Here is a 23493-nt window from a genome sequence, read left to right on the forward strand (position 1 = left end):
TCAACCCGCCTTAACTACGTTTTCTTGATACCACGTCCACGCCGCATCGCGTTGCTCTGCGCTTGGGGTTTGCTCTCCATCAACGCCCTCAACCGTGAATGTCAGTTCATCGCATTTCGGCTTTTTGGTTAATGGTGATTTATCGTTCAATAGATGGATTGACGCGATAATGTGCTCCAATCCCTCAGGCGCACCTGAACAATCTAGAATCAAATCATCACCCACACTTTGTGAGTCCACACCGTTCCCTTCGTTAGCAGCGCTATCTGCTTGAGGCATTTGCACTTGTAGTTGTGGATCAGCTTGCATTGCTTCCAATGCGCTTTGTGGTAGTTCGTTAACTCCAAACTCATTTTGGCCCTGCGTGAGCGAAACACCGCCGCGACGGTAGCCCGTATGCCTGCTGTTAAAGACTTGAATAACTGCGTTAGCCACAGCCGTTTTTGGTGGATTATATGTAGCCATTTCATTTACTCCCCTTATTTCAACCATGGAACAACTAACACCTCTACGGCGTCGTGATTGGTGTTTGACTCGCCGTTTGCCTTATTAAGAGCTTTGACTGTTTTGTTGGCTGCAGCTCGATTAGTCGGGCCACATATGAGAATGTTTGGGCTCACATCAAGGGGCACACCTTCGTCGTTTTCTTGGCCCATCATTGCTGCAATAGCCGCATCTAAATTGTCACCGTTTAGCTCAGCCTTAGATGCATATGCCAACTGCCAAAACCCATAACCAGCGTTAGAGCGACCATCTACGCCGTACAGAGCTTGCCCTTTTGAAAAAACGTAATCACTTTCGGTGGACTTATCTTTAACAGTAATGTCGTATGAGCGGCGTTTTTGATAAATCAGAGGTTTTAACGGGCGAGTGGTATCTAGTAAGAACCACGGATTACCACTGCCGTCTTGCATGTTGCTAACTGAACGCACATTGTCCGCAGGGCCAACAGGATGGTCAGTATCAAAAAAGTTCTGATTGTCATAGCAAGAGGTTTCAAAGCCATTTTTCAATAGATTAAAACAGAGAATGTCTGGATGTTTGTTTGCATTATCACCCAGCATTTTAAACAGTGGCATGTAGGTACCATATTGATCATCTTCCAGCGCTGTTAATGGGATACCTAGTGTTTTTTCAAACGTTTTGTTTTTGATTTCATAACTATGTTTGGTTAGCGCATCAACTTGTCTGTCGCCTAGCCATTCTCGTAGCATAGGAACAGCACCTAACCATGGGTATGTGTTCGATGATGAATTACTAGGTACTTCTGTCGCAATTTTCTGCCAATGTGTCTGGCGCGTTTCCAACCCTTCATTAAAGGCTGTAACAACGGCTGTCTGCAACGCCTCTAGATTTTCGTTAGTAATATCCATTGTCTGGTCCTATTTAATGTTTACCCAAACGCCGTTGCTGTCGACGTCGATAATGTCACCTGCGACTGAACGCGTGCTGCCACCGTCATCAGCGGCCACGGTTTGGTCATCCACAATCCACGCGGGTTTACCAATGTGGGTGCGGTTGATTGTGCCGTCATTGATAAAACGCCAGCATCCTGCCTCGCTCTCAATGCGTTCTGCGCCGTTGCCATTGGTGTTTGTGCAACTACGTTGTGCCACACCACGCGCTGTTAAACCTGTGGCAGTGGTTGCTGGCTCGGCATAACCAGTGGCGTTAAGTACCACCAATGCACCTGCGTAAATTTTGCTGTTAGCAGCAACTGGATCATTGCGTTGCTCACCAGCACGCTTTGGTGTCTGCCTACCTTTAACTAATGCGGTCATAGCTTGGCTCCTTTGTTCTTTTTGAACTCTTCAGGCTTGAGGCCCGACGCTTTACACACAGCAAGTTCTGCGGCTGTTAGCTCGCCACTATCTTGGCCTTTCGGTGGTGTTTGCGTGGTCGTCGTTTGTTGGCTCTTCAACGCCGCAATGGGTGTGCGCGCATCGAGTTGTGTTTTTAAAACGGCTGCGCCTTGCTGCTCGCCAAGCTGCTTAAAGTAGTTGGTTTCAGCGTTTGAAATTCGGCCCTCTTCACGGGCTGTTTCAATTTGCTGCTCAATAGATAGCGTGCTGTTTTCAGTGCGTAGGGTCGCGGTTTCGGTTGCTAATGCGTCATAGTCAGCGCGCGGTACCCACTTGGTTAAATCAACTTGGTTGTTGCCGCCAGCGGCTTTAAGTGCAGCAACTTGCTCGTTCGCATCGTTGAGCTGTTTAGTTTTGCTGTCGGCTTCGTCAGCCTTGGTTTGCAATGTTTTGAGAGTTGCAGTGGCTTTTGTGTAATGCTCATCAGTCGGTGTTTGGCCGTCAGGCACAACCACACCGAGTGCTGCGAGCAATCGCAATGCTTCATTCATGGGATTATCTCCGGGAGTGTTTTCGGTTTTGAGTGCAACCACCTTGGCCATACCGTCCAAGCCAGGGTCGTTGGTTAATGCAAAATGTCGAAATTTGATGGGGCGGCCGTCGTAGCCATAGTCGAAAACTGGGCTAACAAAGCGGTACTCGTCTTTGCGCAGGTACGCCGCAGCTTTGTCGTTCCATTTAACGTTGAGCGCAAATACACCTTGTCCTGGCACGTATTCAAATGCAGTGGGTTTTATCCAGCCAGCGGCGGGAGCTTCTTTACCGTTGCTTTCGGCAAAAATAGTCTGGTGTTCGTAATCAAAGTGCAGGTCGTTTGCACGCTCATCTAAATGGCGCTTTAGCAATGCCCAGGCGTTTTGGTCCATCAACCATGCTTTGTGTTCGGTGTCTTGCGGGCGGCCATCGCCAGCACTAAAAAATCCATCAGGTAGCACTTGAACGCGCGGGCTTACGCCATGTTCGTCAACAACAATATCGTTGAGCCGACAAACAGCAGTACCAATCTGGCCGCTGGGTCTGTTAGACAAAACCGCCAAAAATGCCCCTTCCATAGGGCGCGTTCGTCCTGTTTGCTGCTTGCGGTCTCTCGTAGGGTTATGCATTGCTGACACCATGTGTTAGTTCGTGGTGTCAGTATCTGATTTGGGGCGGGGAATGTATTTTAACCTGGGTTAAAAAAATATAACGATCCCGACTTTGGCATAATCGAATCGTCAGACATTTAAAAAATGTTGTTACTATAGGTTGAGTGTGGCGCTGGGGTGCCACACAAACCCTAATTAATTACTATAAGGATTTATTGAATGAAAAATGTTGTATTTACTGTAGCGTTGTCATCAACTTTGCTATCTACCGCAACTGTAGCACAAGAACAACCGCATAAAGTGAAGCACGAATGTGGTGTTCGTGGTTGCAGTTTAATTTGTAAAGATCTGCGCACTAATCAATGGGAAACTATTGTAGATCAGGGTGTGCAAGTCACTACATATAATTACCCCAACGGCAACATGGAGTTTTTCTTTGACCGCGGAGTAAAAGAAGATGAGCGCATAATCATTGGTCAGGACAAGCTAAATTGTAAAGTTAAAGGGTTTAGATAAACAAGCCGACAAGGCCGTATAGGACGCTTTCACATTATCTATACTTATTTGAAAATTTCAGTGTTTTTAATGTGGTTTGCTATATGGTCTTTTATCAGGGGTGAGTTTCCCCAAAGTTCAGAGAGATTAAATCTTTTCCCATATATTTCTATTGAAAATGGCATTTCAATAAACTCATCGATATTTTCTGGAGCGGTGATAACCGCAACGCTCATACCCAAAATAAAGCCACTTGGTAAGTGCCATTTATTCGCATTAATTATGATATCTTCACTCGTGCTAATCTCAAGCCTAGAATCTAATTCCCCTTCATGTGCAATTGATGTGCGTCCGAATTTATATAAAACGTCTGACAGTCTATTACCATTACAGCTAAATGGCATGTAGAACCCCATAGCAATTATTGATATTAGCGGCATCTCCTCTTCAAGGAACGCTTTAATTCGTCTAGCGACACCATCTTTCGCACGCCTTCGCTTGGCGGTTTTATCTAAGGCTGGAAATAAATTAACTAGAGACCCTTCAAAATCATTTTCTTGAAGATGCTTGAAGGATTGATGAATTCTTCGGCTTACACCAGTTGGTTTTTTCATTGAACGTCTGACCTTTAATTATCCTTTAAAAGTTCTTTTTGTTTGATTAATAATAACTGTAGTCTCAAGAATAGTATTAACCAACTTAGAAACGTCCCGAAACGTATATAACGCGCTTATCTCTACTTTAGCCACACCAACATAGCCCAAAACGCGCTCGACGCGTTCTAGTGGCGTACAGCAGACATTGCAAAATCGTCGGCGCGTATCATTATTTCGTCAACATCATCGTTATTGACGCCTACAAACTCTCGCGGTTCGACGGCGGCGGGTCCTGGTGCCATATCATCGGTGCCACCCCATTGCATCAGCGCTGCTTGTACTCGATTAGAACCAAACTCCATCGCACTGCTGTCAGCGTCATACGCGAGGGTGTCACGTAAAAAATCATTCTCGCGCAAAATGCTATTGCGGTTTTTAGTTTTACGGGCCTTGGTAGATTCTTTAAGTGGTGCCCACGGCGTGCCGTCAGGTGCCTGTTCTTTAGCAAAACGCTCAGCGGTGGATAGCTGCATGTATTCGCCTATGTCGCGATGCAGTGCGGTGCGGTCTTGTACGCTATCAACTATTTGGTTGAGTTCGCGCGCTATCTGTTTACTGTCAAAATTAATATTGAGTTTAACGCCGCTCATTGCTCGCTCCGTATTTGCGCTAGTCGCTCACTGGGTTTGGTTGCACCTGGTGCATAGTCAAAGCCAGGGTCAATGCCTAAAGGCACTTCGTGAACCTCACCTGTTTTTTTGTTTACCCAGTCGTAGGTGCCATCGTTGGGGGCGGTGCCAACGGGTAAACCGAGGCGCTGCAAGTCTCGATTACTCAAAGCAAACACTTTGCATTTGCAGCCCCAGCCATTGCTGGGGTAGTGTTCGCGCCACCAAGGGTCGTCTGCTGGTAGCACTAGCGTGTGCCAGCTTAAATGTAATTTGCGTGGGTTTTCGCTGTCGCCGTGGCGATACATCCAATAAGGGCGGGTTGATTTAACTGCTTGCAATTGTTGATAGCGGCCTGCGTTATACGATTGCCGTAGATTGGTTTCGTAAATCACATGGCTGCGCCAGCCAGCGTTGCCCACGTAGTCCCAGCCCGCTTTTTTGACTATATCCACAAACTGGGCTTGAAACTCTTTTAAACTGATACCTTCAGCAATGGCTTTGTCTACAGCGTCGCGCAGGCTCTCGATCAAATCGTCCTCGATGGCACCAGCCACAATAAATGCGTGGTCGTGGGCCTCTTGCCATATTTCATCCCACGATTCACTAGGCAAGCTCAACTTTTCTTTAAAGAAAGTGATAGCCTCTTTAAATGGTAGCGCGCCATATTCAACGGCCATCGTTTACCTCCATGCGGCCCAATAGTGTACTGGCCGCTATGGCGAGTTGCATTTGTGCGCCTAGTTCGCTGGTGTCTAGTTCGCCCGCCAGATTAATAATTGAATCGCGCAACTGCTCTAAGCTGTTAGCTTTTAAAACCGCTTGCTTAACTGGCTCTATAAGCGTGTCCATGAGCGGCCCCGCAACTGTGCGTAGCTGCTGTTCAATCACAGCCAAATCATCGTCAGGCGCTTGTGGCTCAGTTGTTTTGAGTGCTGCGGTTTTGAGTGCTGCGGGTTCTGTGAGGGTTGCACTTACTCGCGTTAAAACAGGTTCATCGTTTTCAGGTGCGGGGATCTGTAGCTTGTCCTGAACATAGCGCACAGGTATCGGCATACCCACATCAACTAAATTGGGCAGGCTTTCAGAGTACAGTTTTATGTCTTCAGGTTCACTTAAATCAAATTCAAAACGTGGCGCTCGTCGTGGGCCTGTGTACGAGCGGCCATTGAGCGCAAACAGTGGGTAAACAATATCGCGGGTGATGGTGGCGGCCAGTTCCATAGCATCGCTCTCGATGATGTCGTCCATCACATCTTGGTGTACACGACCAAGCGCGTTGGTAGACGTCGCCCCATCGGCTTGGCCTGTGAGCGTGCCGCCCAACAGCGCCTTACTTTGTGTTTTTTCACACCATGCCACAAAGTTGAGGAATGGGTCGGCTTGGCCCTTGGCTGCTTCTTTAAAATCAATTTCCATCCCGCGCGGAATAATGCCGCCTGCGTTATGGCCGATTGATAAAACCGCACGCATGAGCGTGGCTTTTTCTTTGGTGCTTGCGCCTGCGGGGTATTTGCCAATTTTTGATGGTAGCCCGTATATCTCTAAAAACTCGGCCAAGTCTCGTATGCTGTAATTTTTAAATAGGTGTGGCCACGCCAAGTTGCTGGTTAATCCTGCTCGATGCAGATAGCCACTTTTGCTGCGGCTAACATGTGTCACCCAGCCAAATGGGTTGAGTTGCACGCCGCTTGGGTCATCGCTACGCAGTCGCAGTTCGTTGCGGTTGTCTGGCGCGGTTTGGAACAAGCCTTGCTCTCTAAAACTCGCAGCGCTTATTACATGGGTTTTCTCGTAATACTCCCAGTTTAACTCGCATGCACTAAACGATTTTAAAATGCCATCGGTGAGGTCAAACAACAGATCGTTAAACCAAGTCGCGTCCTCCAAAATCTCAGTGACGAGTGCAGTATCAATTTTTTCTAAGTTAGTGGCATTACGTGGTGGTTTGATTATCCACGGTAACGAGCGCACTGCGCGGCGGCGTTTGCCTAGCTCCGCAATCAAGTGGCTGTCTTTGTCTTCCATGTCGGTTGCTAGGTCAGCGAGCGCTGCTAAGTCGCCTTGCTCAACTCTGCGCATGAGTCGAGTTAGCTTTTGCGGGGTTAGCCCTTGGGTTGGGTGGTCGCTGTAGCGCTTCATCAACTGCTGAACGCGCGCGTTATCGTCCGTTTGCTGCTCGTCTATAGCCAGCTCAAACGGCTGGCCGTGAATATCTAATATTTTTGATTGAGCCATTTAGTAGCATCCTCCGCTGGACTCCAGCGCGTCTAATTCGTATTCATCATCATCAGGATCATAATTGCCGTTGGCATTTGGTAGCGGGGTAAACTCAATGGCGCTACCGTCCATCCAGCTAGCGCGGTTAGCCATAGCAAGGCCCACCGCAAAATCGCCGTGACGCTGGCGGCCATCACTGCCTTTGTCTGAGCCTTTATCAATTTTTGGGGTGCCATTGCGAACATTGATCTTTTGCATATCAGCGAGAATATCTTGGTGCTTAGGTATATCTATGTTTTGGTCTTCAAACTCAGCTTTAAGCTTTGGCATCCATTCTCTATACCAATTGTCGTTAAGCATCACTTGCTCAACCATTTCTGTGCCAAAGTGCAGTGCAGCGGCTTCAGCTAAATAACCGCCATTACCCGTTGCATCAAATGCCAAACCTATTAAACGAGGCAAACGCATGGTTAAGTACAGCATTATATGGCGCTGCATGTCGTACGTGAGGTTGGTTAGTTCAACTAAAAACGGCACACGTTTATATAAATCAAATCCAATTTCTAACGGTACGAACACCGTTAAATCGCCACGGCGAGCAAAGTCTTCACCAAACGCGTGATTTAATTCTGGGTTGAGTTTTTCAAGAAGCGGATCGAGTTCTTCTTTAATCCAAGCGTCTATTTCTGCGCGTTGTGCTTGCTCCGTCCAGCTAATAAAGTCGTCTGGCGCTTCATAGCGAATAATAGGAATGCCTTTTTTCATGGCCGCTTCAATCAGCACACGGGGTATGTAAGTACCACCGCCTTTTTTAGGCTCACAAAAATACTCTTCCCGGGCGTCTTCTTGGCTGGCCGTGTCATTGAGTAAGTCATCAATCCATTTGCTCTCAGCTTCACGCGTCCATTTCTTCTTTTGTCGCTGGCAAATACGTTGGTATAGCCCTTCTTTGCACGCATCAGCTAGGGTAATGGTATGTACTGAGTAACGCTTTTTACCCGCTCGGCTATCTTGAATTAACTCATTGAATAGGTTGTCTACGCCATTATGTGTGCTGATCAAACGCACTTTAGCGCCCCACATGGTGAGTGCGAGCGCCGCCTTTAATACTTCCGCTAGTCGGTCATGGAATGCAGCTTCGTCAATGGTTACGTTACCTTGCATACCACGCAAGTTTGCGGGGTTAGAGCTGAGCGCTTGTATTTTAAAGCCACTGGCAAAGTAAATAACAAAGGTTAAGATCTCTTTGCCGTCTTGGCCGTCGTCAATGAACAGCTCTTCTTGTATCTCTCCTGCGGCTTTATTAAATGCTTTGGCCCACATGGCCGCCGCTTCAATAAACTCGCGGGCCATTTCTTTATTTGAGCCAACATAAAAATGGTTGGTGCCTTGGGCATCTTTGCTTTTACTGGCCTCTAGCACAGCGTCTGCCGCTTCTGCCCATGTGATACCTGTACGGCGGCTCTTTTCTGCAATCTTGAGAGGTGATTGATCTGCAATCCAGCGCTTTTGATAGCCTAGTAGCAGCTCGTTAGGATCAAACGGTATGAATATAGGCAGGCCGAATTTTTTCTCAAACTCGTCGCATTGCTCTAATTTTTGTTGTAAATCAGATAGCGCAATTTCAGCAACTAACTCTAGCTCTTCAGCTTGAGCGCGCTTCTTTTTATCGACAATATCGGCCATTAGGCAATACCCAATATTTGGTTTTTAATGAGCTGAGCACCTTCAGCGGTTAGGCCCGCTTGTATGGCGCTTTCTTCAACCTTAGCGGCTGCCTCTTCAGCAAATGCTTTGCGAATGTCTTTTTCACGTTGATGCACTTTCATGGCGGTTTCTTCTAGCCACTTGGTTGAGCGCATTACTTCTTTGATTTCACCTATATCAATGTCGGCGTCTTCATCAGGGTTCATCAACTGGCGCTGCATGGCCTTAAACAACTGAGTTCGGCCCATTTCTAAAATCAGCTTTGACGTTTCGCCCATGGGCTTGTCGCCCAGTTCCGCAACCAGTGCTTTGGTCGCGGCTTGCGTTTCACGCAGTTGTTTACCAATCGCCTCTGTTTTTTGTGCATGACGGCTGAGGCCACTGCGAGAGATAGTAGCCTCTTCATCTAACCCCGCATCGAGGATACGTTGGTTCACGGCCTCTAAAATATCAGCCTGAGTTTTGCTGCTATCGCGTAGCATTTCATCCAACATTTTTTTGATGTCGTCAGGTAGCATGTCTATTTTGCTGGGTTTATCTCTGCGCACTGCATCACTCATGGCTACATGCTCCGAGGTGCGGGGCGTTTAATGCCTGGTACTGTGCTGGTGCCCTCGGCCACATCAATACCTGCGCTGGTAATACGTGCAACCCATGTATTTTCGCTGAGTTGTTCGTTTTTAACGTAGCCGTTTTGTTCCAGCCAGTTCAGCAGGGTTTTAAGCTGGTCAAGGCTACAACCAAGGCCAAAACGTTTAAGCACGTCGCGTAACATGCTGGTGTTTGCGCCGTAGTCTGACGACTCTTTAAGCGCAATCAAAATGCTAATGCGCTGGTGTTCGGCTTGTACTTGGTCAATCGGCATGGCGTTTACCTCTCAGTTTCAAAATAAAGTTCAGCATTTTGCGTAATGTGCAAAGGAACAGCTCGTCTAATGCGCTGGCGACTTGAACACCAAAGTAAGCCCCAATGCCTAACCCAAAGCCCGCACCAGTTAGCGTTAATAAGGTTGTGAATGTCTCATTCATTGCGTTTCTCTCTTAGTTCGTTTTCCATTAGTAAACTTATCTGGCGCTCAAGGGATGCAAGTTGTGGTGATAATGAATCCATTTTTCCGCAGGCTTCAGCAAAGCTTTTATCAAGTGCATGAAAGTCACTTGAACTAGGCATATCTTCAACGGTCTTCTCAACCGCACTTACACGTTGCGCTAATTCTTCGTGCGTTGTTCTGCTCACAAAGGTGGCCCTTAACCACGCAATAGAACCTGCGCCAACGATTACCACACCAGCGGCGAGCATTTGTTTCCACCATTCGATTAAAAATTCCATTATGGTTTCCTATTGTGTTTGGCTTTGCGCTCAATCAGCGATTGGCAATCAACGCAGGTAGTGCAGTTGTGAATGGCATCACGGCGGGCCTGTGGTATTTCAATGCCGCATTCCTCGCATTCGTCTAGGTCTACATCAGCGCCGGTGAATTGTTTGCTATGCTCAGCAAGCTTACGGCTCATTGACTCTTCAATGATTTGCTGTGCTTTATCAGCTATGTCCATTGCTTGGGTTCCTTATGTTTTTAATTGCCGAAACAGCCATGCTTTTTACACCTGGGGCGGCTTTCTCAACGGTGCGCCCAATTACGTAGCCGCCAATACCAAGCTGCAATAGCTCCCACGCTTGCTCGCTGAGCCTAAACGTAAGCAGGCCGAACGAGTCCAACACAATGAGCACCAAGAACGTCAGCATGGTGATAGGTCGCCAGCAGCGTTGCAGGCGGCTTTCGCCCTTGGCTTCAGCGGTAATAATTTGCGACTGAGCAGCCAACACTTGGCCCTGTAGCTCAACAATTTTTGCCTCAAGTTCTAGGCGGTCACTCTCGATTAAGTTGTCGATGCGGGTTAGCTCTAAATTGAGCTTTAGCCGCTCTTCGTCAGACGTAAAAACATCGTCCAATAAATTACCCAGCACGGAGCCTAGACCCACCCAATCACTCATCACGTTCTCCAAATAGTTCAGCTAAACGATGGCGCACATCGGTGTATGTGTTGTCGTTGCTAAGTTTTCGGCGTATGTCGGTTTCGGTTACCGAGTGCCAGCCGTGTGCAAATTTGCTCTGCATGGTGCCGTCATAGCTGTGCAGCGGTACGTTGCTGGCATCAAACGGTTGGCCGCTTTGCCTCGCGGCAACCTCGGCTTTGAGTCGTTTAATACGGCCTTGGTTTTTGCTCCATTCCCAATTACGCCCCACGGTACACCTCCGCATAACAGCGTTCAGTGATGTGGCCTAGGCGGTTCATCCAGCCCTTCAAATTGGGTAATTGTTTTGGGTCGTCTAAACAAATGCGTGCGTAGCGGTAGCCACGGCGGCTGATTAGCTCGCATATAAATAGGTTTGGCAAAATAGCGAGGCATTGTTTGAGGGTGCGTGCGCCAAATAGGCCATCAACACCCGCGCCTGTGGTGCGCTGTACTATGCGGGTCATACTGTTTATGCCGTGTTGTACAGCGCCGTCAAATAACATCAACGCAACGCCGCTGTTTAGCTCATCGCAGTGCATTGGCTCCCAATAGTCGCGGTAGTAGTAGCGAATGGCCGTGCCAATTTTTAAATTGGCTATATCGGTTTTAGGGTAGGCCCGCTGGCTAATGCCGTATTTGGTTAGGCCACCACGGTCAGACGCCACATTGTTTAAACCGCCGTCATCTCTAAGGCCGCCCTCTAGATAGAGAATGGTTAATACACTGCGGCAAAACGCATCACTGTAGCCAGCGAGTGCCGCTGCAATTTCAGGAATCTGTCTGTAATGGTCGAGCTGTTGTTGAGTGAGCATAGTTGTCGGCTCCGTTCTGTTTGTTAACAGAATGCCGACGCGTGCGAGGGATGTATTTTAACCTGGGTTAAAAAATCCTCTATTTTTAACGTTAATACGTAACTTAAGGCTATACTAACGCTTAAATATAATGTTATATTTAAGTTAACAGTGCTTGTGTGATTGGAATCTACATTTTTTATTTACTTTAAAATAATTCAATGGCTGCTGTGATATTCTTGAGACTCCAAACAACTAAGGAGTTAGATATGGAAACAAAACTACAAACACTTAAAAAGTTAACAACAAAGGATCTGGTACGTGTGATCGGTGGTTCCGCAGGAGGTGGAGATGGAGCAGAGCCAGTAAAGGCTTCCCGAGTAGCATATGTAAAGCCAGAGGACGTTTATAAACCATAAGGCTGAAAATGAACTCATTCTTTGCACTAATAGGTTGGTCTCTGATCAGCAGTAAATTCGTGGCATTAGTAGCACTAATTTGTTTTGCAAAGCAACCTGCTAAGGAAATGTTGGCAGGGAGGCCAACAAGCGACTTGAGAGAACAGGTCGAGCACTCTCTCCTGATAGTCGCTGTCATCAGTTTCTCCTTTCACTTTATAGGTCGAATTAGTTCTGATGCAATTATAGGAGCCAGCATTGACAAGGATACCAAGTTAAAGCTTTATTACTTCTTCTTTGCGTTTTATGAACTTGTTTACGTCGCAGCAATACTAAAATGGCATCAATATAAAAACTGTATGATGGCAAAATATGCTAGATACGTTTGTTACCTCTCAGCGGTGATGGCTACGATTTTGTTAACACGTTATGTTGATAGGGCTGTGTTTGAAACAAATATACTTGATTCTGTCTATGGATTTTTAGTGGCAGGAGTGAACGTACTTACGATGTTAGCTATAGGAGCCTATCCTGCATATCGTTTGTTTCGTTTGATTCCTGATAAAAAATGGGTGTAAGTGATATGGATTTATCAACTCTATTTTTAGTAGTAATGATTGGTATAGTGATGAGGTTGTACAGCCTAGTACTAAACCTCAAGGATTTAGGTAACGCTGAGGCCCAAGTCAGCCAGCAGAATATTCGATTAGTTAACCCGAGCAATGTACACAGTATTTCGTCTGCTCGTAAGGAAGCCCCCCTACAAGAAGGGTGTATAATGCTTGCTCGAAGTGAAACACTAGAGAAATTTTTTGAGCACGCTACTGAAGAACAAATAGAAAAATATGAGCTGCAATTCAGGATCGAAAGAAGGGCGCTACTACGACGCTTGCAAGCACTTGGTTATCTAGACCTGCATAAAGAAAGAGATAAGTATTTCAAGGAACTGAATGTGAAGCGCTAAGCTTCACCAGCCATTTCAAAAACTTTCTTGAGTGTATCTTGAGAGAAATCCCCCGTTAACTCTGCCCGAGCCAATACTTCAGCCGCTTTTTTGATTAGTGTGAGGTTTTTCACTGCATCAAACTCGCCATTAACGCCCAATTGCTTTTGAACTCTTTTTACTTGATATACGGATAATATCGCTTCTTCAGTAGCGTATACAGCAGCCTGGATAGCTGACTCCGCCGTTAATTCAGCGCTGTTAGCAATTTCAAGAGATGAGCGCCTGCCTGTTAAAACAAATGTGATGTCAAAGCCTAAATCTAAGCAGATCGCAAGTTTGTCACTGGGTATAGGTGCTCCATTATCCCACCGCCCCACAGTTTTTCTATTTACTTCGAGTCTCTCGGCTATGGACTCTTGTGTATAGCCTAGACGGTTTCTTTCAATTAAAAAATGTGACATATCTTTGCCATTCGCCTATTGACTATGTGACAAATTTGTCCCATAGTTACATTGAACATTAACTAAACCCTTAAGTAACCGTTCGCCAAAACTTAAATTAAGGGTAAACCAACAGAGGTAATGTACTATGAAACCAAACGAAATTAAACAAGCTATTTCGAATAAGGGCTACTCTCTATCTATGATTGCTGACGCTCTAAAAGTAGCTCCATCAGCAGTTTCGAACGTGGTCAACGGCAATGCTCGTTCAGAGCGCATCGCTAAAGCAATTGCAAAACTCTTAGAAAAACCATTGAAAAGTGTTTTTCCTGATATTTATTCATCATCTTCACAACCAAAAGTTGTAAAAAAGGGCGAGCAACGCGAGAAGTGTGTTGTAGAACTTCGCCAATTATTCGCTGTAGCATCATAGGAGCCTCATCATGTCATTATTCAATCCAAATCAGTCAATATCGTCAGCCGTAGCTGAGGCTATGTTGTTATCAACTAAGAGCCACACAGGGCGGCCTCTAATATTGCCAAACGTCGCACGTTCAATTGCGCAGGCGAACTCGCTGCCAGATGATTGCGCCAAGCATTTAGTAACAGAAGCGCGCTCGGGTTCGTCGGAGTCTGCTCCATCTCATCAATTGACTGATCAAGAGTAGTAACCATGTGTGCTGCAATGTCAGGAGTCAGTGACTCAGCAAGCGCTGTAATAAAGGAGTTTAGAGCGGCTGTTGTGTCAAACAATGTGTCTAGTGATTGGTCTATATCATTATTCATGTTGGTTGCTCCAGTTAATCGTGTTTTGTATTTACGCACAGTTGAGGGACTAGTTTATGTGCCACCCATGTTTTCCGTTAACAAAAGCATACGCACGAGCATTGAAAATAGCACGGCAATAATCTCGGCAATTTTTGCCGCCGTTTTTGCCAACAGTGGTTTAAAAATAGGAACTAATAAATACAAGGTGGCAGTGATGTTATTTGATGAATCTCTCGTGGAGACCAGTATGTTATTAAATGAATATGCACCCAAGTGCGACATGTCGCTGGTGCTAATTGCAACGCTAAAAAAGGCGGTAGACGACAGCCCCTATTCGCGCCCCGCAATTGTTGACCGAATGAATGAGGGCCTAGGCGGTAAAAAGGCTGTAACTGTAGATATGCTCAATAAGTGGTTAAGCCCAGGAGCAGAGCGCAAAATGCCTGCGGAATATATCACCGCATTTTGTTGGGCCACGCAAAGTATTAGCCCCGTAGCGGTATTGCTGCAACCTATCGACTTTGTGCCAGTTGACGAACGCGGCGTATCGCTGCAACGTGCCGCTGAGCTAATTTTGCAATCAACCCAGTTACAAAAACGAGCCGAGCAAATGTTTATGAACATTAACGGCGCAATATCACCTGATCAGCAACCCGCTGAGCCAACCCCTATACACCAATAACGAGGCCAATTATGAACACTATCAAAGACCAAGTTGCGCCCAAAATTCAGCAAAGCGCACAAAAAACAAACGAATGGCAAACGGTTTGCCCTGCGTATGCAGCTAAGCGACTAATGAGTGCGAGCGAGCTATCAGAATTAGCGGCCAAATCATTTGGGGGTGTGGTATGAGCGTAGTAATTCAACCTGTTGATTTAAACAAAGTGAAACTGGTAGAGCAAGTACCGCAGTTGCAGTGCGAGTGCTGCAAGTATATTGCTAAGCCGCTGAGTTCTAATGCCACATGTAGCGAGTGGTTGTATGCAGCCCACCGTATAGGTTGGCGGCATGTTACAACCGAACAATACGATTTTGACTGTGTATGTGCTGTGTGTTTAGTGGGCCTAATAGCGCCAGAAGCTAGGGAGGCGGTATGAACATATCAACACACAGATGGGCGCATGTCTATGTTGAAGGTAACAAGCTGTCGGTTTGGGTATGTCCTGATAGCGCAGGCTTTGATAAAAGCGGTAATTGGGACAGCGATATAATGGAAAGTAACTCTCTGAATTTAACAGCACCCGCAACACGTGCAGGCTGGGTTGAGCTACATGCCAAGCTGCGTCATTGGTTTAGCCCCATAACAGTGGAGTGCGGCCAATGAGCAATGACAGATATTTATCACCACAAATACAACGCACACTCGCCACCATAGAGCTGCTATGTGGGCATGAAGTAAAAGGCGTTGAGGCGGGCAAAATGGTCGTTGAGCTTAATTGCACCCCCTCTGATATGCACCGCGTTTTAGCCAATTTAGAGCACGCGGGTTGGGCCGAACGTTTGACTACAAGCCAAAACCGCTGGCGACTCCATAAAAAGCCTGTGCAAGTCAGCAACACCGTTGCCCACTCATTCAGCACTGCAATTAGCGATTTGCAGATTGAACGCAATAACTACGGGCTATTGAGGTGAGATCATGAGTGATTTAAGTGTAACAGACCTGATCGATTTAAAAGTTCAACAGCAAGAGGAATTAGCGTCTAAGCAAAATACGTTATTGCAGCTAGGTCAAATTCAAGCATTCAACTTTATGGGAAAACTCGTAACCGTTACGGAATTAAAGCTTGCCCAGCAAATTAAGGAAACCAAGAGCTACAAGGGTTTAACGCTTCAAGATGATAATGGAAAAGTCGTAACTGTTACGACTTGGGAGCAATGTTGTAAGCATATTTTGCAAACGGATTGCCAAAACCTTGATAACAGGCTTCGTAACTTACAGCAATTTGGCGAAGAGTTTTTTGAAGCTGCTCAAAAAATGAAGCTGGGCTATCGAGATTTACGCGCTTTACGCCAATTACCCGAAGATGAGCAAGCACTCGTTATTGAGTCTGAAGCTGTGGAAACGGGCGACAAAGACGCAGTAAAAGAGCTGATCGACGAGTTAAAAGCTAAGCACAAAAAAGAGAAAGACAAACTGGCGACAGAGCTGGACGCAACAGAGCGAATGCTCAAAGCCTCGCGTAATACTGCATCGGAGAAAGAAGACAAAATTGTTCAGCTCACCGCTGACTTAGAAAGCAAAAAGTTTAGTGCTGATAAATGGAAAGGTGAAGCCAAGTCGTTTTTTGAAGCATTGGCTAAAACACAAAACCAAATCCGCGAGGGATTCAATCAATTGCTGGTACTCAGTGAGCAGTTAGAGACCGTGCAAATTGACGATAAAACTTATGATGCGGCTAAATCTGCGTTTTACGCTGACAGCAAAATTTTACTAACTCAACTGGCTGGTGTGTGGAACGAGATACACCGCACTTATGGTGATCTGGATGACGCGCGCCCAAGTGGGGAGTGGCTGGCCGAAATGGGCTTTGAAGGGACGGAGGTGATCGAATGAACGCACTCTCTCTAGAATACTGGGCCGAACAGCTAGACAACGCCGGGCATGGTGAAAAAGGCACAATACGTGAAGAAGCATGTAGAACGCTTGGGCTGAGTAAAGACGCGTTGTATCGCAGATTTAAAAGCCTAGGTTGGCAGAGTGGTAAGGCTAAACGCAGTGATGCGGGTAGTACCAGCATGGATGAAGATGCAGTAAACATTATGGTTTCATTGCTGAGCCTGTCTAAGCGCGCAAATGGTAAAAGAACCATGAACGTGCCTGTGGCTACCAGCATACTTGCTGCAAATGGCTATGACACGTTAAGCCCGAGTCAGATCAGTCGTGTACTAGCTACTTACAACGCCAATATTACTAAATTAGATGCCGTTGAGCCGCATAAACAGCTCAGAAGTTTGGGGCCTAACCATGTACACCAAGTCGACCCTAGTTATTGTTTGTTGTACTACCCACCAGGGCGCAGAAAAGGCGTGATGCAGCACTATGCGGATCAAGATGAGTTTTACGCCAACAAACCTGAAAACTTGGAGAAAATAAAGCACTTTAAGTTGTGGCGCTATGTTATGACCGACCATTGGAGCGGCATGATTAGGGTTTATTACTATCAAGCCGCTGGTGAAACAACTGCAAACCTATTTGAGTTTTTAATGTGGTGCTGGCGTGGTCAAGAAGGTTCTGTGTTTTCTGGGCCATGCGATTATTTGTATTGGGACAAAGGCAGCGCTAACAAAGCCAAAGCTATCAAGAAGCTTCTCAATAGTTTAAATGTGAAGTACGAAGAGCATAAGGCAAAAAATGCGCGTGCCAAGGGTTCGGTAGAAAAAGCAAACGACATTGTAGAAACTCAGTTTGAATCGCGTTTGTTAATTGAGCCTGTTAATAGTGTTGACGAAATAAACGAGGCTGTGTGGGCGTGGCAAGAAGCCTATAACGCCGACAAAATTAAGGGCCAAAATTGCAAACACTCTCGCCATAAAATGGCAAGGCAAGAAGCATGGTTGATGATTTATAAGCCTGAGTACCGCCACCGTTTGCGCAAACTTCCCGACGACAAAATTTGTAGGCTTTTACTCACTAAAGAAGGTGAAACACGCGTTGTTACGGGTGATTTGACGATCCCGTATTTGCACCCAATTACTAAGTGCTCGTTAAAGTATGAGCTAAGCACGTTAGAGCATATTTGCGTAGGCATGAAAGTAAGTGTTAGCCCCATCATTGTAGGGGACTCGCCCGATTTGCTCGTTGGAGTAAAAAGCCCCATGGGTGATGTTGTTTACCACCAAGTTGCACCTGTTGAGTTTGACGCCGCTGGGTTTCGTGTTGATGCCCCTGTGTTTGGTGAAAACTATGCAAGCCATGCTGATACACCAACTCAAACAGCCATTAAATCAGCCGACAGGTTGGCATATCCGAATATGAGCGACGAAGAGATCGAGAAAGCCAAAAAGGCCAAAAAAGTGCCATTTAACGGCAAGTTGGTTGCGCACTCGCACCTTAAAGACGTTGAGCACGAAACGCGGATCACACCTAGAGGCGAAGCGATTGAAGCAGACAGCCCAGTGGCTAAACAAATTGCACAAGCACCTAAACGCAAAGGCAAGGTTTTAGACGAAATCGACCTGCGCATAATTGTGGCCGAGCGATTGGGCCGCGCATTAAGACCAACAGAAGTTGAATGGCTGCAAAGCCTCGTAGTTGTTGAAACGGAATTAAATAACGTATTGGAGCAGTTGCACAACGGGATAGCGGAAACCCCAGTGTATAAGTTAGCGAGATAATCCGTGACAAAACAAACAAAGCTCAGCGTTGTATTTGATGTACTGAGCATAAAACAAGCGCAGGTAGTACGCGCACTGGCGGCCAAAAAAATCAAATTTAGCACTACCAGCCTGAGCCGTTTAAAAACACAAAACGAGTGGCCCAAACACTGTAAGCGGGCCGAGATTGAACAACATATTACAGAGTATTTACGGGCGCACGGCGCAACTGACGATCAGCTATCTGGTTTGTTTGGTTGGGATGAGCCAAAGCAACCAAGCAAACCAAAATCGGAGGAAGAAGAGATGAAGCAAGCCCAGCTAAAACCAGCAACTAAAGAGTTTTTTAAAATTAGACGAGACCCGTTTAATGACGAGTTTGAAAGCGAAGACGACTTCTTTTTGGTTGATTCACATTTGCAAGTTATTGAAGAGCTTTTGTCAGCAGCGAGAGCCAATTCAATGGTGACTGTTACGGGTGAAGTTGGCAGTGGTAAGTCGATGATCCGCCGTTTGTTTGAGCACAAAGTCAGAGAGGAGTTTTCTGAAATTACGATCATCTCCCCTAAGCGCATGAACAAGAAAAAGCTAACGTCGGATGATGTGTCTAGAGCGCTATGCCGTGAGCTAGGTATAAAAATCCCCAATAGCAGTGAATATAGAGATGATGAAATTGAAAGTACGCTTATAGAGCGCAGCCGTAGCGGTCACAGGCATCTATTGCTCATCGACCAAGGGCAGGATTTATCGACTGATTTGATCCGTGAACTTAAATGTTTGTGGGAGTTAACGTCTGGTTTTAAGCGTGTGATTGGTATTGTGTTGTTTGGTCAACCAGAGCTGAGAACAAAGATACAAGCACACAAAATGCGTGAATTTAGTATGCGAATACATGATATACGCATGAGGCCACTGAACATCGATGCTATTGCATATATGAAGCATAAGTTTATACGCATTGGTGTAGACCCGATGAAAATTTTTACAGAAGAGGCATTGAGCGCAATACGTGGCAAGTGCTATGGCAAGGTTGGTAAAGGCGTTGGTTTTGATGATGAGAACTTAGACCAAACGTACCCACTGGCTATAAATGTATGGTTGGCGCATACCCTCAACGTAGCTGCAACGATAGGCACTCAACATATCGACGAAAAATTTGTACAGAGGGTTTAACCATGAGCGCACACGTAGAAATCACACTCACAGGCGTTGCGAACGTCAAGATCACAAAGCAAGTCACGCTACCAAAAGCCGAGGCCGACAAGCTACTGGCCGACGACAGCAAAATGCAAGACATGCTGACGCGCAATAACGCGGTAGATGTTACAAGCTGGGATCACGTATTCGGCAAAAAGCACCGGGAGTTTACGATCACAACCCCCGAACCTGGCTACACCTGTGCAAATAGTCACTGCGGCTGGGTAGGTAATGAAAGCGACAAAGCAATGGTTTATGTGGGTGCTCAACTCAGCCCCGCGTGCCCCAAATGCAACTCAGTTAAGTTTTATAAAGTTCAGCAGGTGGTGCCCCGTGGATAAGCGTATTTTAGACAAGATCAAAAAGTGTTTGGCGCTGGCTAAGTCTGCAACGAACGAGAACGAAGCCGCCGCAGCTATGCGCCAAGCACAAGCATTGATGAATAAACACCGCATAAGTGCTGAAGATGTAAACATGAGCAACATTGAAGAACGCCGCTTTGCATTTGGCGTTAATCGGGTTGTGAATTATCAGGCCAAATTGCTCAATTTAATAATTCGGGCGTTTGGCGTTGAAGTGGTTATATCGCGCGGTTTTACGGGTAGTGACGTTCGTTTTATTGGTGTGGTACCACAGCCAGAACTGGCGGGCTATTGCTGGGAGGTGTTGTTTGCAAAATTAAAAACCGAGCGCAGCAACTATGTAAAGCAGCAGCCTAAGCAGTGTAAACGCGCTACTAAAGTGGCAAGAGGCGACCAATTTGCGCTGGGCTGGATTTATGGCGTAAGCCAGCAAGTTAACGATTTTGCACTGAGCGAAAGCGAGTCGGCGCTGGTTGCAGTCTATAAAGCAAAGCATTACCCCGATTTAACTGACTGTAAAGCCATGCAAAGGGGTAAAAAAGCCAACGTAGGCAATGCAGTAAGTGACGGGTTTTGCGCAGGCAAAAAGCATTCAATCAATCGGCCAGTTAATGGTCAATCTCAACAAAAACTTTCAATGCAGTAGGTGAAGTGATGGAACAAGAATTTTATACAAACAGAAGTGGTTACAAAGTCCCAGCTAGCAAAGTGAGCGACAACGACAAAGCGCAAAATACGCTGGTGTTAGAGCTGGTGCAGCGTGCAAAGCAGCTAAATGCAGAGCATGAACATTTTAAACGCGGCGTGTATTCGCAAGTAAACGATTTTATTGCGGATATGGCCCATAGCTACAACGTTGAGATTGGCGGAGCCAAGGGCAACATTACTCTAACCTCGTTTGATGGCAAAAGCCGTGTAAAGGTTGGTGTTGCTGACGACATAAGTTTTGGCCCTGAGATTTTAATAGCAAAAGAGCTGTTTTTAGGTGTGGTAAATGGGTTGTTGGAAAAACTAGACGATGAAGCACAGCTAATAAAAGACATAGTAATGAACGCGTTTGAGACTGACAAAGAGGGCCAGTACAGCAAAAGCAAGATTATGGAGTTGCGCAGTAAATACCGTTATAGCCATAAGTCGGACGACTGGGCCGCAGGTATGCAAGCGATAGATGACGCGTTTATTTTTGGCTCAACTAAAACGTATGTTCGTTTTTATGAGCGTAACGAGCTGGGCGCGTGGATTCAGATCCCGCTGGTTAGTAAATCACTATAAAGGTGGCACTTATGTATTCATCAAAATCAAAACTGATTCAATTAATACATGTAGGCAAAACGAGTTTAGGCTGGGACGAAGATTTGTATCGTCAAGTTTTAGTCAAACTGACTAAAAAAGATAGCTGCAAAGATATGAATGTAAGGGAACTAAACAAAGTGCTGTCTCACATGAAAGACAGAGGTTTTAAAGTGGTGACTAAAAAACGAGGTGGTAAAAACTCGCCGATCACAAGGGATATAGCCCCCGAAGACAAAACCCCGCTGGATAAACTGCGACAGGTGTGGATCGCTATGAGCCATCGAGGCTATTTGCGTGACGGTTCGGAAGCAGCGCTACTTAATTGGAGCAAAGCCCAGGCTAAACGCATGAATAAAAACGTGGCGATTGAGCGGTTGGAATGGCTGCGTGCATCAATGGTTCATGCACTGATTGAGCAGTTAAAAAGCTGGTATGTGCGTTTGATGGCAACAGATATGAACGAGCTAGCCCCCGATTTAAAAAAGCTGCCCCTATATAATGAAGAACTATTCAGCGCAGAGCGTTTTGTTTTTGATTATATCGGGAGCTTTGAACGTTGTAACGTTGAGCAATTAGAAGCGGCTCTCAATTTCACAGGCCAAATGCTGGGTAAGTATGAGGAAGCAGGCAATGGTTGACAACAAAGAACGTGGCGAACGTGGCGACAGTGTTCTATTCACAATATTTGAGCTAGTGATCACGGAGGTATCTGATGTGCTGGACGAAGAAGAAGCAACTAAATTGGGCCGTAAGGTTGTTGATAGAGTCCGACATACATTCGGTGGTGAGCAAATATATATATGTCAGGGCCGAACATTGGAAGCCATTATCAGTAAAAACTCTATTTGGTCAGAGTTCACAGGTAATAACTATCTAGAGCTAGCCAAGAAATACGGTTATGCAGAGCAGTCTATCTATCGAATTGTGAAAATGATGAGAAAACTGAAGATGGATGAAGCGCAAGGCGATCTATTTGATGCTAGTAAAGGTCGAGGGCCAAAGAATAAGGGGCCATCATTATGCTGAAACCAGATCACGAAACAACAGTAAACACATGGCTATTATTGCTGGCTCTATTTACCACGTTATTGCTCGGTTTCGAGTTTGGCAAAAGGGTATATATAGAAGAGCAATTGAACGAGCCAGTGCAAACAATCACATTTGGTCGCAACGGCGGCCCATCTATAGCACCAGACAAACCTGACAGCACACCGATATGGAAGCTAGTTTGGGATCTCATGAGTGAGGAGTAAGAACATGTATAATGAAGAACAAGATCGTAAAGCGCTACATTGTATTGCTGGCTATTTGCATCATTCGGGTTGTAAGTCATTTGAAGATGTTGACGTTGCACTTGAGCTATTAATTGTTCAAGCAAAAGTGACGCAATCAGAATATCGAAATGGCACAGCCGAAAAAGCTACGTCAGTGAACTAACCAAATAAAAGCGGCGCAAATTTTAAAGCGCCGCTCATTTTGAAATATTGAAAACCGTTTTGAAATATTCTCTCACTCAATCCCGAACTCTCCCACATATTCCCGCAGTTTTCGCACAATTCACTATAGAGTTTTCGTACATTGGATCATAATTAAGAAAAAGCCCGATTCGAAAGAGTCGGGCTTTTTTGTATTTGGTGCTAAATCGTCTCTTGGGATGCTGAGGTTATGCACTTCGATAAAGAGACGAATTAGCGCAAGGTGAAGTAAGCCAGTTTATAGAACGCAGACCCCTTCATGACTGTAAAGTAATCAACTTTCACGGTTGTTGCGCTTTTCCAAGCTACCACACTGTTTTAACCCTTTCACCACGTAGGTCGTGATAAGCGAAGCGCCATCCGACGTTTGAGGCGTGAGTCCCTCAACAGAGTTAAACTGGTTCAGGTGGCGAGTCCCTTAGTAGCGGTTAAACTGGGTCTGGTGGTAAGTCCCTCAGCAGCAGCTAAACCTGCTCATTTCACCTTGCGCAAATGGAATGACTTCGCTTCGCTCACTGTCATTAAACATTTGCACCTTAGCTTCGCTCATGTCGCTAACCTTTTACACGATATTTCACCTTGCGTAAAGGAGCGTACTCACAGCGTTCGCAGTCGCACCACGTAGGTTGAGATAAGCGAAGCGCCATCCGACGCTTGAGGAGTGAGTCCCTCAGCTGCGGTTAAACAGGTTCTGGTGGCGAGTCCCTTGGCAGCGGTTAAACTGGTTCAGGTAGTAAGTCCCTCAGCAGCAGCTAAACCTGCTCATTTCACCTTGCGCAAATGGAATGACTTCGCTTCGCTCACTGTCATTAAACATTTGCACCTTAGCTTCGCTCATGTCGCTAACCTTTTACACGATA

The 23493-nt window shown here is 46.0% G+C and carries 39 protein-coding genes; 21 read left to right on the forward strand and 18 right to left on the reverse strand.

What is annotated here, in order from left to right; translation table 11 throughout:
• From HG263_RS21590 to HG263_RS21605, 4 genes are read right to left on the reverse strand one after another with little or no spacing between them, the layout of a single operon-like run.
• Window positions 1-465, reverse strand: coding sequence for an HI1506-related protein (locus tag HG263_RS21590; RefSeq protein ID WP_171628138.1), 465 nt, complete (start codon window positions 463-465; stop codon window positions 1-3).
• Window positions 466-479: 14 nt separating this feature from the next.
• Window positions 480-1373 (reverse strand): Mu-like prophage major head subunit gpT family protein, encoded by an 894-nt coding sequence (locus HG263_RS21595; protein WP_171628139.1) that lies wholly within the window; start codon window positions 1371-1373, stop codon window positions 480-482.
• A gap of 9 nt (window positions 1374-1382) precedes the next feature.
• On the reverse strand, window positions 1383-1781 hold the full coding sequence (locus HG263_RS21600; protein ID WP_171628140.1) for a hypothetical protein: 399 nt from the start codon (window positions 1779-1781) through the stop codon (window positions 1383-1385).
• Window positions 1778-2965 (reverse strand): phage protease, encoded by a 1188-nt coding sequence (locus HG263_RS21605; RefSeq protein ID WP_171628141.1) that lies wholly within the window; start codon window positions 2963-2965, stop codon window positions 1778-1780. Before HG263_RS21605 ends, HG263_RS21600 begins: the two co-directional genes overlap by 4 nt.
• A 201-nt stretch (window positions 2966-3166) precedes the next feature.
• On the opposite strand from HG263_RS21605, the gene HG263_RS21610 reads away from it, so the two are divergent.
• Entirely contained in the window at window positions 3167-3463 is a 297-nt protein-coding gene (locus HG263_RS21610) for a hypothetical protein (protein ID WP_171628142.1), read from the forward strand.
• Window positions 3464-3507: 44 nt separating this feature from the next.
• On the opposite strand, the gene HG263_RS21615 is transcribed toward HG263_RS21610, so the two are convergent.
• From HG263_RS21615 to HG263_RS21675, 13 genes are all read right to left on the reverse strand, one after another.
• On the reverse strand, window positions 3508-4056 hold the full coding sequence (locus tag HG263_RS21615) for an Rv1289 family protein (RefSeq protein ID WP_171628143.1): 549 nt from the start codon (window positions 4054-4056) through the stop codon (window positions 3508-3510).
• Between the two features lie 167 nt (window positions 4057-4223).
• A complete protein-coding gene (locus HG263_RS21620) occupies window positions 4224-4688 on the reverse strand; it encodes a phage virion morphogenesis protein (RefSeq protein ID WP_171628144.1) in 465 nt (154 codons plus the stop codon).
• The gene (locus HG263_RS21625) at window positions 4685-5386 is read right to left on the reverse strand and encodes a phage head morphogenesis protein (RefSeq protein ID WP_171628145.1); all 702 of its coding nucleotides are present in this window, start codon (window positions 5384-5386) and stop codon (window positions 4685-4687) included. The genes HG263_RS21620 and HG263_RS21625 overlap by 4 nt, the downstream gene beginning before the upstream one ends.
• On the reverse strand, window positions 5376-6944 hold the full coding sequence (locus HG263_RS21630) for a DUF935 domain-containing protein (protein WP_171628146.1): 1569 nt from the start codon (window positions 6942-6944) through the stop codon (window positions 5376-5378). Before HG263_RS21630 ends, HG263_RS21625 begins: the two co-directional genes overlap by 11 nt.
• Entirely contained in the window at window positions 6945-8612 is a 1668-nt protein-coding gene (locus tag HG263_RS21635; protein ID WP_171628147.1) for a terminase large subunit domain-containing protein, read from the reverse strand.
• Window positions 8612-9193, reverse strand: coding sequence for a DUF3486 family protein (locus HG263_RS21640; RefSeq protein WP_171628148.1), 582 nt, complete (start codon window positions 9191-9193; stop codon window positions 8612-8614). Before HG263_RS21640 ends, HG263_RS21635 begins: the two co-directional genes overlap by 1 nt.
• Window positions 9194-9195: 2 nt before the next feature.
• Complete coding sequence (locus tag HG263_RS21645) at window positions 9196-9498, reverse strand: VpaChn25_0724 family phage protein (RefSeq protein WP_171628149.1); 303 nt, start codon at window positions 9496-9498, stop codon at window positions 9196-9198.
• Window positions 9488-9661: a hypothetical protein gene (locus HG263_RS21650; protein WP_171628150.1), complete on the reverse strand. Its 174-nt coding sequence runs from the start codon at window positions 9659-9661 to the stop codon at window positions 9488-9490. Before HG263_RS21650 ends, HG263_RS21645 begins: the two co-directional genes overlap by 11 nt.
• A complete protein-coding gene (locus HG263_RS21655; RefSeq protein ID WP_171628151.1) occupies window positions 9654-9962 on the reverse strand; it encodes a DUF2730 family protein in 309 nt (102 codons plus the stop codon). Before HG263_RS21655 ends, HG263_RS21650 begins: the two co-directional genes overlap by 8 nt.
• Complete coding sequence (locus tag HG263_RS21660) at window positions 9962-10186, reverse strand: TraR/DksA C4-type zinc finger protein (protein WP_171628152.1); 225 nt, start codon at window positions 10184-10186, stop codon at window positions 9962-9964. The genes HG263_RS21655 and HG263_RS21660 overlap by 1 nt, the downstream gene beginning before the upstream one ends.
• Complete coding sequence (locus HG263_RS21665) at window positions 10173-10625, reverse strand: 3TM-type holin (RefSeq protein WP_171628153.1); 453 nt, start codon at window positions 10623-10625, stop codon at window positions 10173-10175. Before HG263_RS21665 ends, HG263_RS21660 begins: the two co-directional genes overlap by 14 nt.
• Entirely contained in the window at window positions 10618-10878 is a 261-nt protein-coding gene (locus tag HG263_RS21670; protein ID WP_171628154.1) for a hypothetical protein, read from the reverse strand. The genes HG263_RS21665 and HG263_RS21670 overlap by 8 nt, the downstream gene beginning before the upstream one ends.
• Window positions 10868-11461 carry a glycoside hydrolase family 108 protein gene (locus tag HG263_RS21675; protein WP_171628155.1) on the reverse strand — a complete coding sequence of 198 codons (594 nt, stop codon included), beginning with the start codon at window positions 11459-11461 and terminating at the stop codon, window positions 10868-10870. The genes HG263_RS21670 and HG263_RS21675 overlap by 11 nt, the downstream gene beginning before the upstream one ends.
• Before the next feature lie 248 nt (window positions 11462-11709).
• Here HG263_RS21675 and HG263_RS21680 point away from each other — a divergent pair, with 248 nt between their 5' ends.
• Genes HG263_RS21680 through HG263_RS21690 form a run of 3 tightly spaced genes read left to right on the forward strand, consistent with a single transcriptional unit; the run spans window position 11710 to window position 12802 of the window.
• Window positions 11710-11859 carry a hypothetical protein gene (locus HG263_RS21680; RefSeq protein ID WP_171628156.1) on the forward strand — a complete coding sequence of 50 codons (150 nt, stop codon included), beginning with the start codon at window positions 11710-11712 and terminating at the stop codon, window positions 11857-11859.
• Window positions 11860-11918: 59 nt separating this feature from the next.
• Window positions 11919-12416: a hypothetical protein gene (locus tag HG263_RS21685; protein ID WP_171628157.1), complete on the forward strand. Its 498-nt coding sequence runs from the start codon at window positions 11919-11921 to the stop codon at window positions 12414-12416.
• A 5-nt stretch (window positions 12417-12421) separates the two neighbouring features.
• Window positions 12422-12802, forward strand: a complete 381-nt coding sequence (locus HG263_RS21690; RefSeq protein WP_171628158.1) for a hypothetical protein — start codon at window positions 12422-12424, stop codon at window positions 12800-12802.
• Here HG263_RS21690 and HG263_RS21695 read toward each other — a convergent pair.
• Window positions 12799-13245 carry a helix-turn-helix transcriptional regulator gene (locus tag HG263_RS21695; protein ID WP_171628159.1) on the reverse strand — a complete coding sequence of 149 codons (447 nt, stop codon included), beginning with the start codon at window positions 13243-13245 and terminating at the stop codon, window positions 12799-12801. The two genes, HG263_RS21690 and HG263_RS21695, sit on opposite strands and share 4 nt — an antisense overlap.
• 127 nt (window positions 13246-13372) lie before the next feature.
• Here HG263_RS21695 and HG263_RS21700 point away from each other — a divergent pair, with 127 nt between their 5' ends.
• Genes HG263_RS21700 through HG263_RS21780 form a run of 17 tightly spaced genes read left to right on the forward strand, consistent with a single transcriptional unit; the run spans window position 13373 to window position 22595 of the window.
• The gene (locus HG263_RS21700; protein ID WP_171628160.1) at window positions 13373-13657 is read left to right on the forward strand and encodes a helix-turn-helix domain-containing protein; all 285 of its coding nucleotides are present in this window, start codon (window positions 13373-13375) and stop codon (window positions 13655-13657) included.
• A 10-nt stretch (window positions 13658-13667) separates the two neighbouring features.
• Window positions 13668-13892: a hypothetical protein gene (locus tag HG263_RS21705; RefSeq protein WP_171628161.1), complete on the forward strand. Its 225-nt coding sequence runs from the start codon at window positions 13668-13670 to the stop codon at window positions 13890-13892.
• Window positions 13893-13909: 17 nt separating this feature from the next.
• On the forward strand, window positions 13910-14674 hold the full coding sequence (locus HG263_RS21710) for a hypothetical protein (protein ID WP_171628162.1): 765 nt from the start codon (window positions 13910-13912) through the stop codon (window positions 14672-14674).
• Window positions 14675-14685: 11 nt separating this feature from the next.
• Window positions 14686-14844 (forward strand): hypothetical protein, encoded by a 159-nt coding sequence (locus HG263_RS21715; protein ID WP_171628163.1) that lies wholly within the window; start codon window positions 14686-14688, stop codon window positions 14842-14844.
• On the forward strand, window positions 14841-15089 hold the full coding sequence (locus HG263_RS21720; RefSeq protein WP_171628164.1) for a hypothetical protein: 249 nt from the start codon (window positions 14841-14843) through the stop codon (window positions 15087-15089). Before HG263_RS21715 ends, HG263_RS21720 begins: the two co-directional genes overlap by 4 nt.
• A complete protein-coding gene (locus HG263_RS21725; RefSeq protein WP_171628165.1) occupies window positions 15086-15316 on the forward strand; it encodes a hypothetical protein in 231 nt (76 codons plus the stop codon). The genes HG263_RS21720 and HG263_RS21725 overlap by 4 nt, the downstream gene beginning before the upstream one ends.
• Window positions 15313-15624 carry a hypothetical protein gene (locus tag HG263_RS21730; RefSeq protein WP_171628166.1) on the forward strand — a complete coding sequence of 104 codons (312 nt, stop codon included), beginning with the start codon at window positions 15313-15315 and terminating at the stop codon, window positions 15622-15624. Before HG263_RS21725 ends, HG263_RS21730 begins: the two co-directional genes overlap by 4 nt.
• 4 nt (window positions 15625-15628) lie before the next feature.
• Window positions 15629-16546, forward strand: coding sequence for a hypothetical protein (locus HG263_RS21735; RefSeq protein WP_171628167.1), 918 nt, complete (start codon window positions 15629-15631; stop codon window positions 16544-16546).
• Entirely contained in the window at window positions 16543-18327 is a 1785-nt protein-coding gene (locus tag HG263_RS21740) for a DDE-type integrase/transposase/recombinase (protein WP_171628168.1), read from the forward strand. Before HG263_RS21735 ends, HG263_RS21740 begins: the two co-directional genes overlap by 4 nt.
• 3 nt (window positions 18328-18330) lie before the next feature.
• Entirely contained in the window at window positions 18331-19479 is a 1149-nt protein-coding gene (locus tag HG263_RS22740) for an AAA family ATPase (RefSeq protein ID WP_171628169.1), read from the forward strand.
• Between the two features lie 2 nt (window positions 19480-19481).
• Window positions 19482-19844, forward strand: coding sequence for a hypothetical protein (locus HG263_RS21750; protein ID WP_171628170.1), 363 nt, complete (start codon window positions 19482-19484; stop codon window positions 19842-19844).
• Window positions 19837-20511: a DUF7168 domain-containing protein gene (locus tag HG263_RS21755; RefSeq protein ID WP_171628171.1), complete on the forward strand. Its 675-nt coding sequence runs from the start codon at window positions 19837-19839 to the stop codon at window positions 20509-20511. The genes HG263_RS21750 and HG263_RS21755 overlap by 8 nt, the downstream gene beginning before the upstream one ends.
• A gap of 8 nt (window positions 20512-20519) precedes the next feature.
• Window positions 20520-21137 (forward strand): DUF3164 family protein, encoded by a 618-nt coding sequence (locus HG263_RS21760; protein WP_171628172.1) that lies wholly within the window; start codon window positions 20520-20522, stop codon window positions 21135-21137.
• Between the two features lie 11 nt (window positions 21138-21148).
• Entirely contained in the window at window positions 21149-21796 is a 648-nt protein-coding gene (locus HG263_RS21765) for a gp16 family protein (RefSeq protein WP_171628173.1), read from the forward strand.
• Entirely contained in the window at window positions 21789-22184 is a 396-nt protein-coding gene (locus HG263_RS21770; RefSeq protein ID WP_171628174.1) for a Mor transcription activator family protein, read from the forward strand. The genes HG263_RS21765 and HG263_RS21770 overlap by 8 nt, the downstream gene beginning before the upstream one ends.
• Window positions 22178-22411, forward strand: a complete 234-nt coding sequence (locus HG263_RS21775; protein WP_171628175.1) for a hypothetical protein — start codon at window positions 22178-22180, stop codon at window positions 22409-22411. The genes HG263_RS21770 and HG263_RS21775 overlap by 7 nt, the downstream gene beginning before the upstream one ends.
• Before the next feature lie 4 nt (window positions 22412-22415).
• Entirely contained in the window at window positions 22416-22595 is a 180-nt protein-coding gene (locus tag HG263_RS21780; protein WP_171628176.1) for a hypothetical protein, read from the forward strand.
• Window positions 22596-23493: the final 898 nt, after the last annotated feature.

Origin of the sequence: Pseudoalteromonas caenipelagi, assembly GCF_013140855.1 — a bacterium.
In the GTDB taxonomy this organism is placed as follows: Bacteria; Pseudomonadota; Gammaproteobacteria; order Enterobacterales; family Alteromonadaceae; genus Pseudoalteromonas; species Pseudoalteromonas caenipelagi.

Excerpts from the sequence above, each read along its gene's own strand:
- HG263_RS21655 (WP_171628151.1), bottom strand. The coding sequence starts at position 9,962 with ATGGAATTTTTAATCGAATGGTGGAAACAAATGCTCGCCGCTGGTGTG.
- HG263_RS21595 (WP_171628139.1), bottom strand. The coding sequence starts at position 1,373 with ATGGATATTACTAACGAAAATCTAGAGGCGTTGCAGACAGCCGTTGTT.
- HG263_RS21600 (WP_171628140.1), bottom strand. The coding sequence starts at position 1,781 with ATGACCGCATTAGTTAAAGGTAGGCAGACACCAAAGCGTGCTGGTGAG.
- HG263_RS21625 (WP_171628145.1), bottom strand. The coding sequence starts at position 5,386 with ATGGCCGTTGAATATGGCGCGCTACCATTTAAAGAGGCTATCACTTTC.
- HG263_RS21610 (WP_171628142.1), top strand. The coding sequence starts at position 3,167 with ATGAAAAATGTTGTATTTACTGTAGCGTTGTCATCAACTTTGCTATCT.
- HG263_RS21615 (WP_171628143.1), bottom strand. The coding sequence starts at position 4,056 with ATGAAAAAACCAACTGGTGTAAGCCGAAGAATTCATCAATCCTTCAAG.
- HG263_RS21635 (WP_171628147.1), bottom strand. The coding sequence starts at position 8,612 with ATGGCCGATATTGTCGATAAAAAGAAGCGCGCTCAAGCTGAAGAGCTA.
- HG263_RS21630 (WP_171628146.1), bottom strand. The coding sequence starts at position 6,944 with ATGGCTCAATCAAAAATATTAGATATTCACGGCCAGCCGTTTGAGCTG.
- HG263_RS21665 (WP_171628153.1), bottom strand. The coding sequence starts at position 10,625 with ATGAGTGATTGGGTGGGTCTAGGCTCCGTGCTGGGTAATTTATTGGAC.
- HG263_RS21780 (WP_171628176.1), top strand. The coding sequence starts at position 22,416 with ATGTATAATGAAGAACAAGATCGTAAAGCGCTACATTGTATTGCTGGC.
- HG263_RS21710 (WP_171628162.1), top strand. The coding sequence starts at position 13,910 with ATGTCAGGAGTCAGTGACTCAGCAAGCGCTGTAATAAAGGAGTTTAGA.
- HG263_RS21650 (WP_171628150.1), bottom strand. The coding sequence starts at position 9,661 with ATGAATGAGACATTCACAACCTTATTAACGCTAACTGGTGCGGGCTTT.
- HG263_RS21750 (WP_171628170.1), top strand. The coding sequence starts at position 19,482 with ATGAGCGCACACGTAGAAATCACACTCACAGGCGTTGCGAACGTCAAG.
- HG263_RS21645 (WP_171628149.1), bottom strand. The coding sequence starts at position 9,498 with ATGCCGATTGACCAAGTACAAGCCGAACACCAGCGCATTAGCATTTTG.
- HG263_RS21725 (WP_171628165.1), top strand. The coding sequence starts at position 15,086 with ATGAACATATCAACACACAGATGGGCGCATGTCTATGTTGAAGGTAAC.
- HG263_RS21735 (WP_171628167.1), top strand. The coding sequence starts at position 15,629 with ATGAGTGATTTAAGTGTAACAGACCTGATCGATTTAAAAGTTCAACAG.
- HG263_RS21680 (WP_171628156.1), top strand. The coding sequence starts at position 11,710 with ATGGAAACAAAACTACAAACACTTAAAAAGTTAACAACAAAGGATCTG.
- HG263_RS21730 (WP_171628166.1), top strand. The coding sequence starts at position 15,313 with ATGAGCAATGACAGATATTTATCACCACAAATACAACGCACACTCGCC.
- HG263_RS21695 (WP_171628159.1), bottom strand. The coding sequence starts at position 13,245 with ATGTCACATTTTTTAATTGAAAGAAACCGTCTAGGCTATACACAAGAG.
- HG263_RS21700 (WP_171628160.1), top strand. The coding sequence starts at position 13,373 with ATGAAACCAAACGAAATTAAACAAGCTATTTCGAATAAGGGCTACTCT.
- HG263_RS21640 (WP_171628148.1), bottom strand. The coding sequence starts at position 9,193 with ATGAGTGATGCAGTGCGCAGAGATAAACCCAGCAAAATAGACATGCTA.
- HG263_RS21775 (WP_171628175.1), top strand. The coding sequence starts at position 22,178 with ATGCTGAAACCAGATCACGAAACAACAGTAAACACATGGCTATTATTG.
- HG263_RS21605 (WP_171628141.1), bottom strand. The coding sequence starts at position 2,965 with ATGCATAACCCTACGAGAGACCGCAAGCAGCAAACAGGACGAACGCGC.
- HG263_RS21720 (WP_171628164.1), top strand. The coding sequence starts at position 14,841 with ATGAGCGTAGTAATTCAACCTGTTGATTTAAACAAAGTGAAACTGGTA.
- HG263_RS21590 (WP_171628138.1), bottom strand. The coding sequence starts at position 465 with ATGGCTACATATAATCCACCAAAAACGGCTGTGGCTAACGCAGTTATT.
- HG263_RS21660 (WP_171628152.1), bottom strand. The coding sequence starts at position 10,186 with ATGGACATAGCTGATAAAGCACAGCAAATCATTGAAGAGTCAATGAGC.
- HG263_RS21770 (WP_171628174.1), top strand. The coding sequence starts at position 21,789 with ATGGTTGACAACAAAGAACGTGGCGAACGTGGCGACAGTGTTCTATTC.
- HG263_RS21760 (WP_171628172.1), top strand. The coding sequence starts at position 20,520 with ATGGAACAAGAATTTTATACAAACAGAAGTGGTTACAAAGTCCCAGCT.
- HG263_RS21765 (WP_171628173.1), top strand. The coding sequence starts at position 21,149 with ATGTATTCATCAAAATCAAAACTGATTCAATTAATACATGTAGGCAAA.
- HG263_RS21705 (WP_171628161.1), top strand. The coding sequence starts at position 13,668 with ATGTCATTATTCAATCCAAATCAGTCAATATCGTCAGCCGTAGCTGAG.
- HG263_RS21690 (WP_171628158.1), top strand. The coding sequence starts at position 12,422 with ATGGATTTATCAACTCTATTTTTAGTAGTAATGATTGGTATAGTGATG.
- HG263_RS21620 (WP_171628144.1), bottom strand. The coding sequence starts at position 4,688 with ATGAGCGGCGTTAAACTCAATATTAATTTTGACAGTAAACAGATAGCG.
- HG263_RS21715 (WP_171628163.1), top strand. The coding sequence starts at position 14,686 with ATGAACACTATCAAAGACCAAGTTGCGCCCAAAATTCAGCAAAGCGCA.
- HG263_RS21675 (WP_171628155.1), bottom strand. The coding sequence starts at position 11,461 with ATGCTCACTCAACAACAGCTCGACCATTACAGACAGATTCCTGAAATT.
- HG263_RS21740 (WP_171628168.1), top strand. The coding sequence starts at position 16,543 with ATGAACGCACTCTCTCTAGAATACTGGGCCGAACAGCTAGACAACGCC.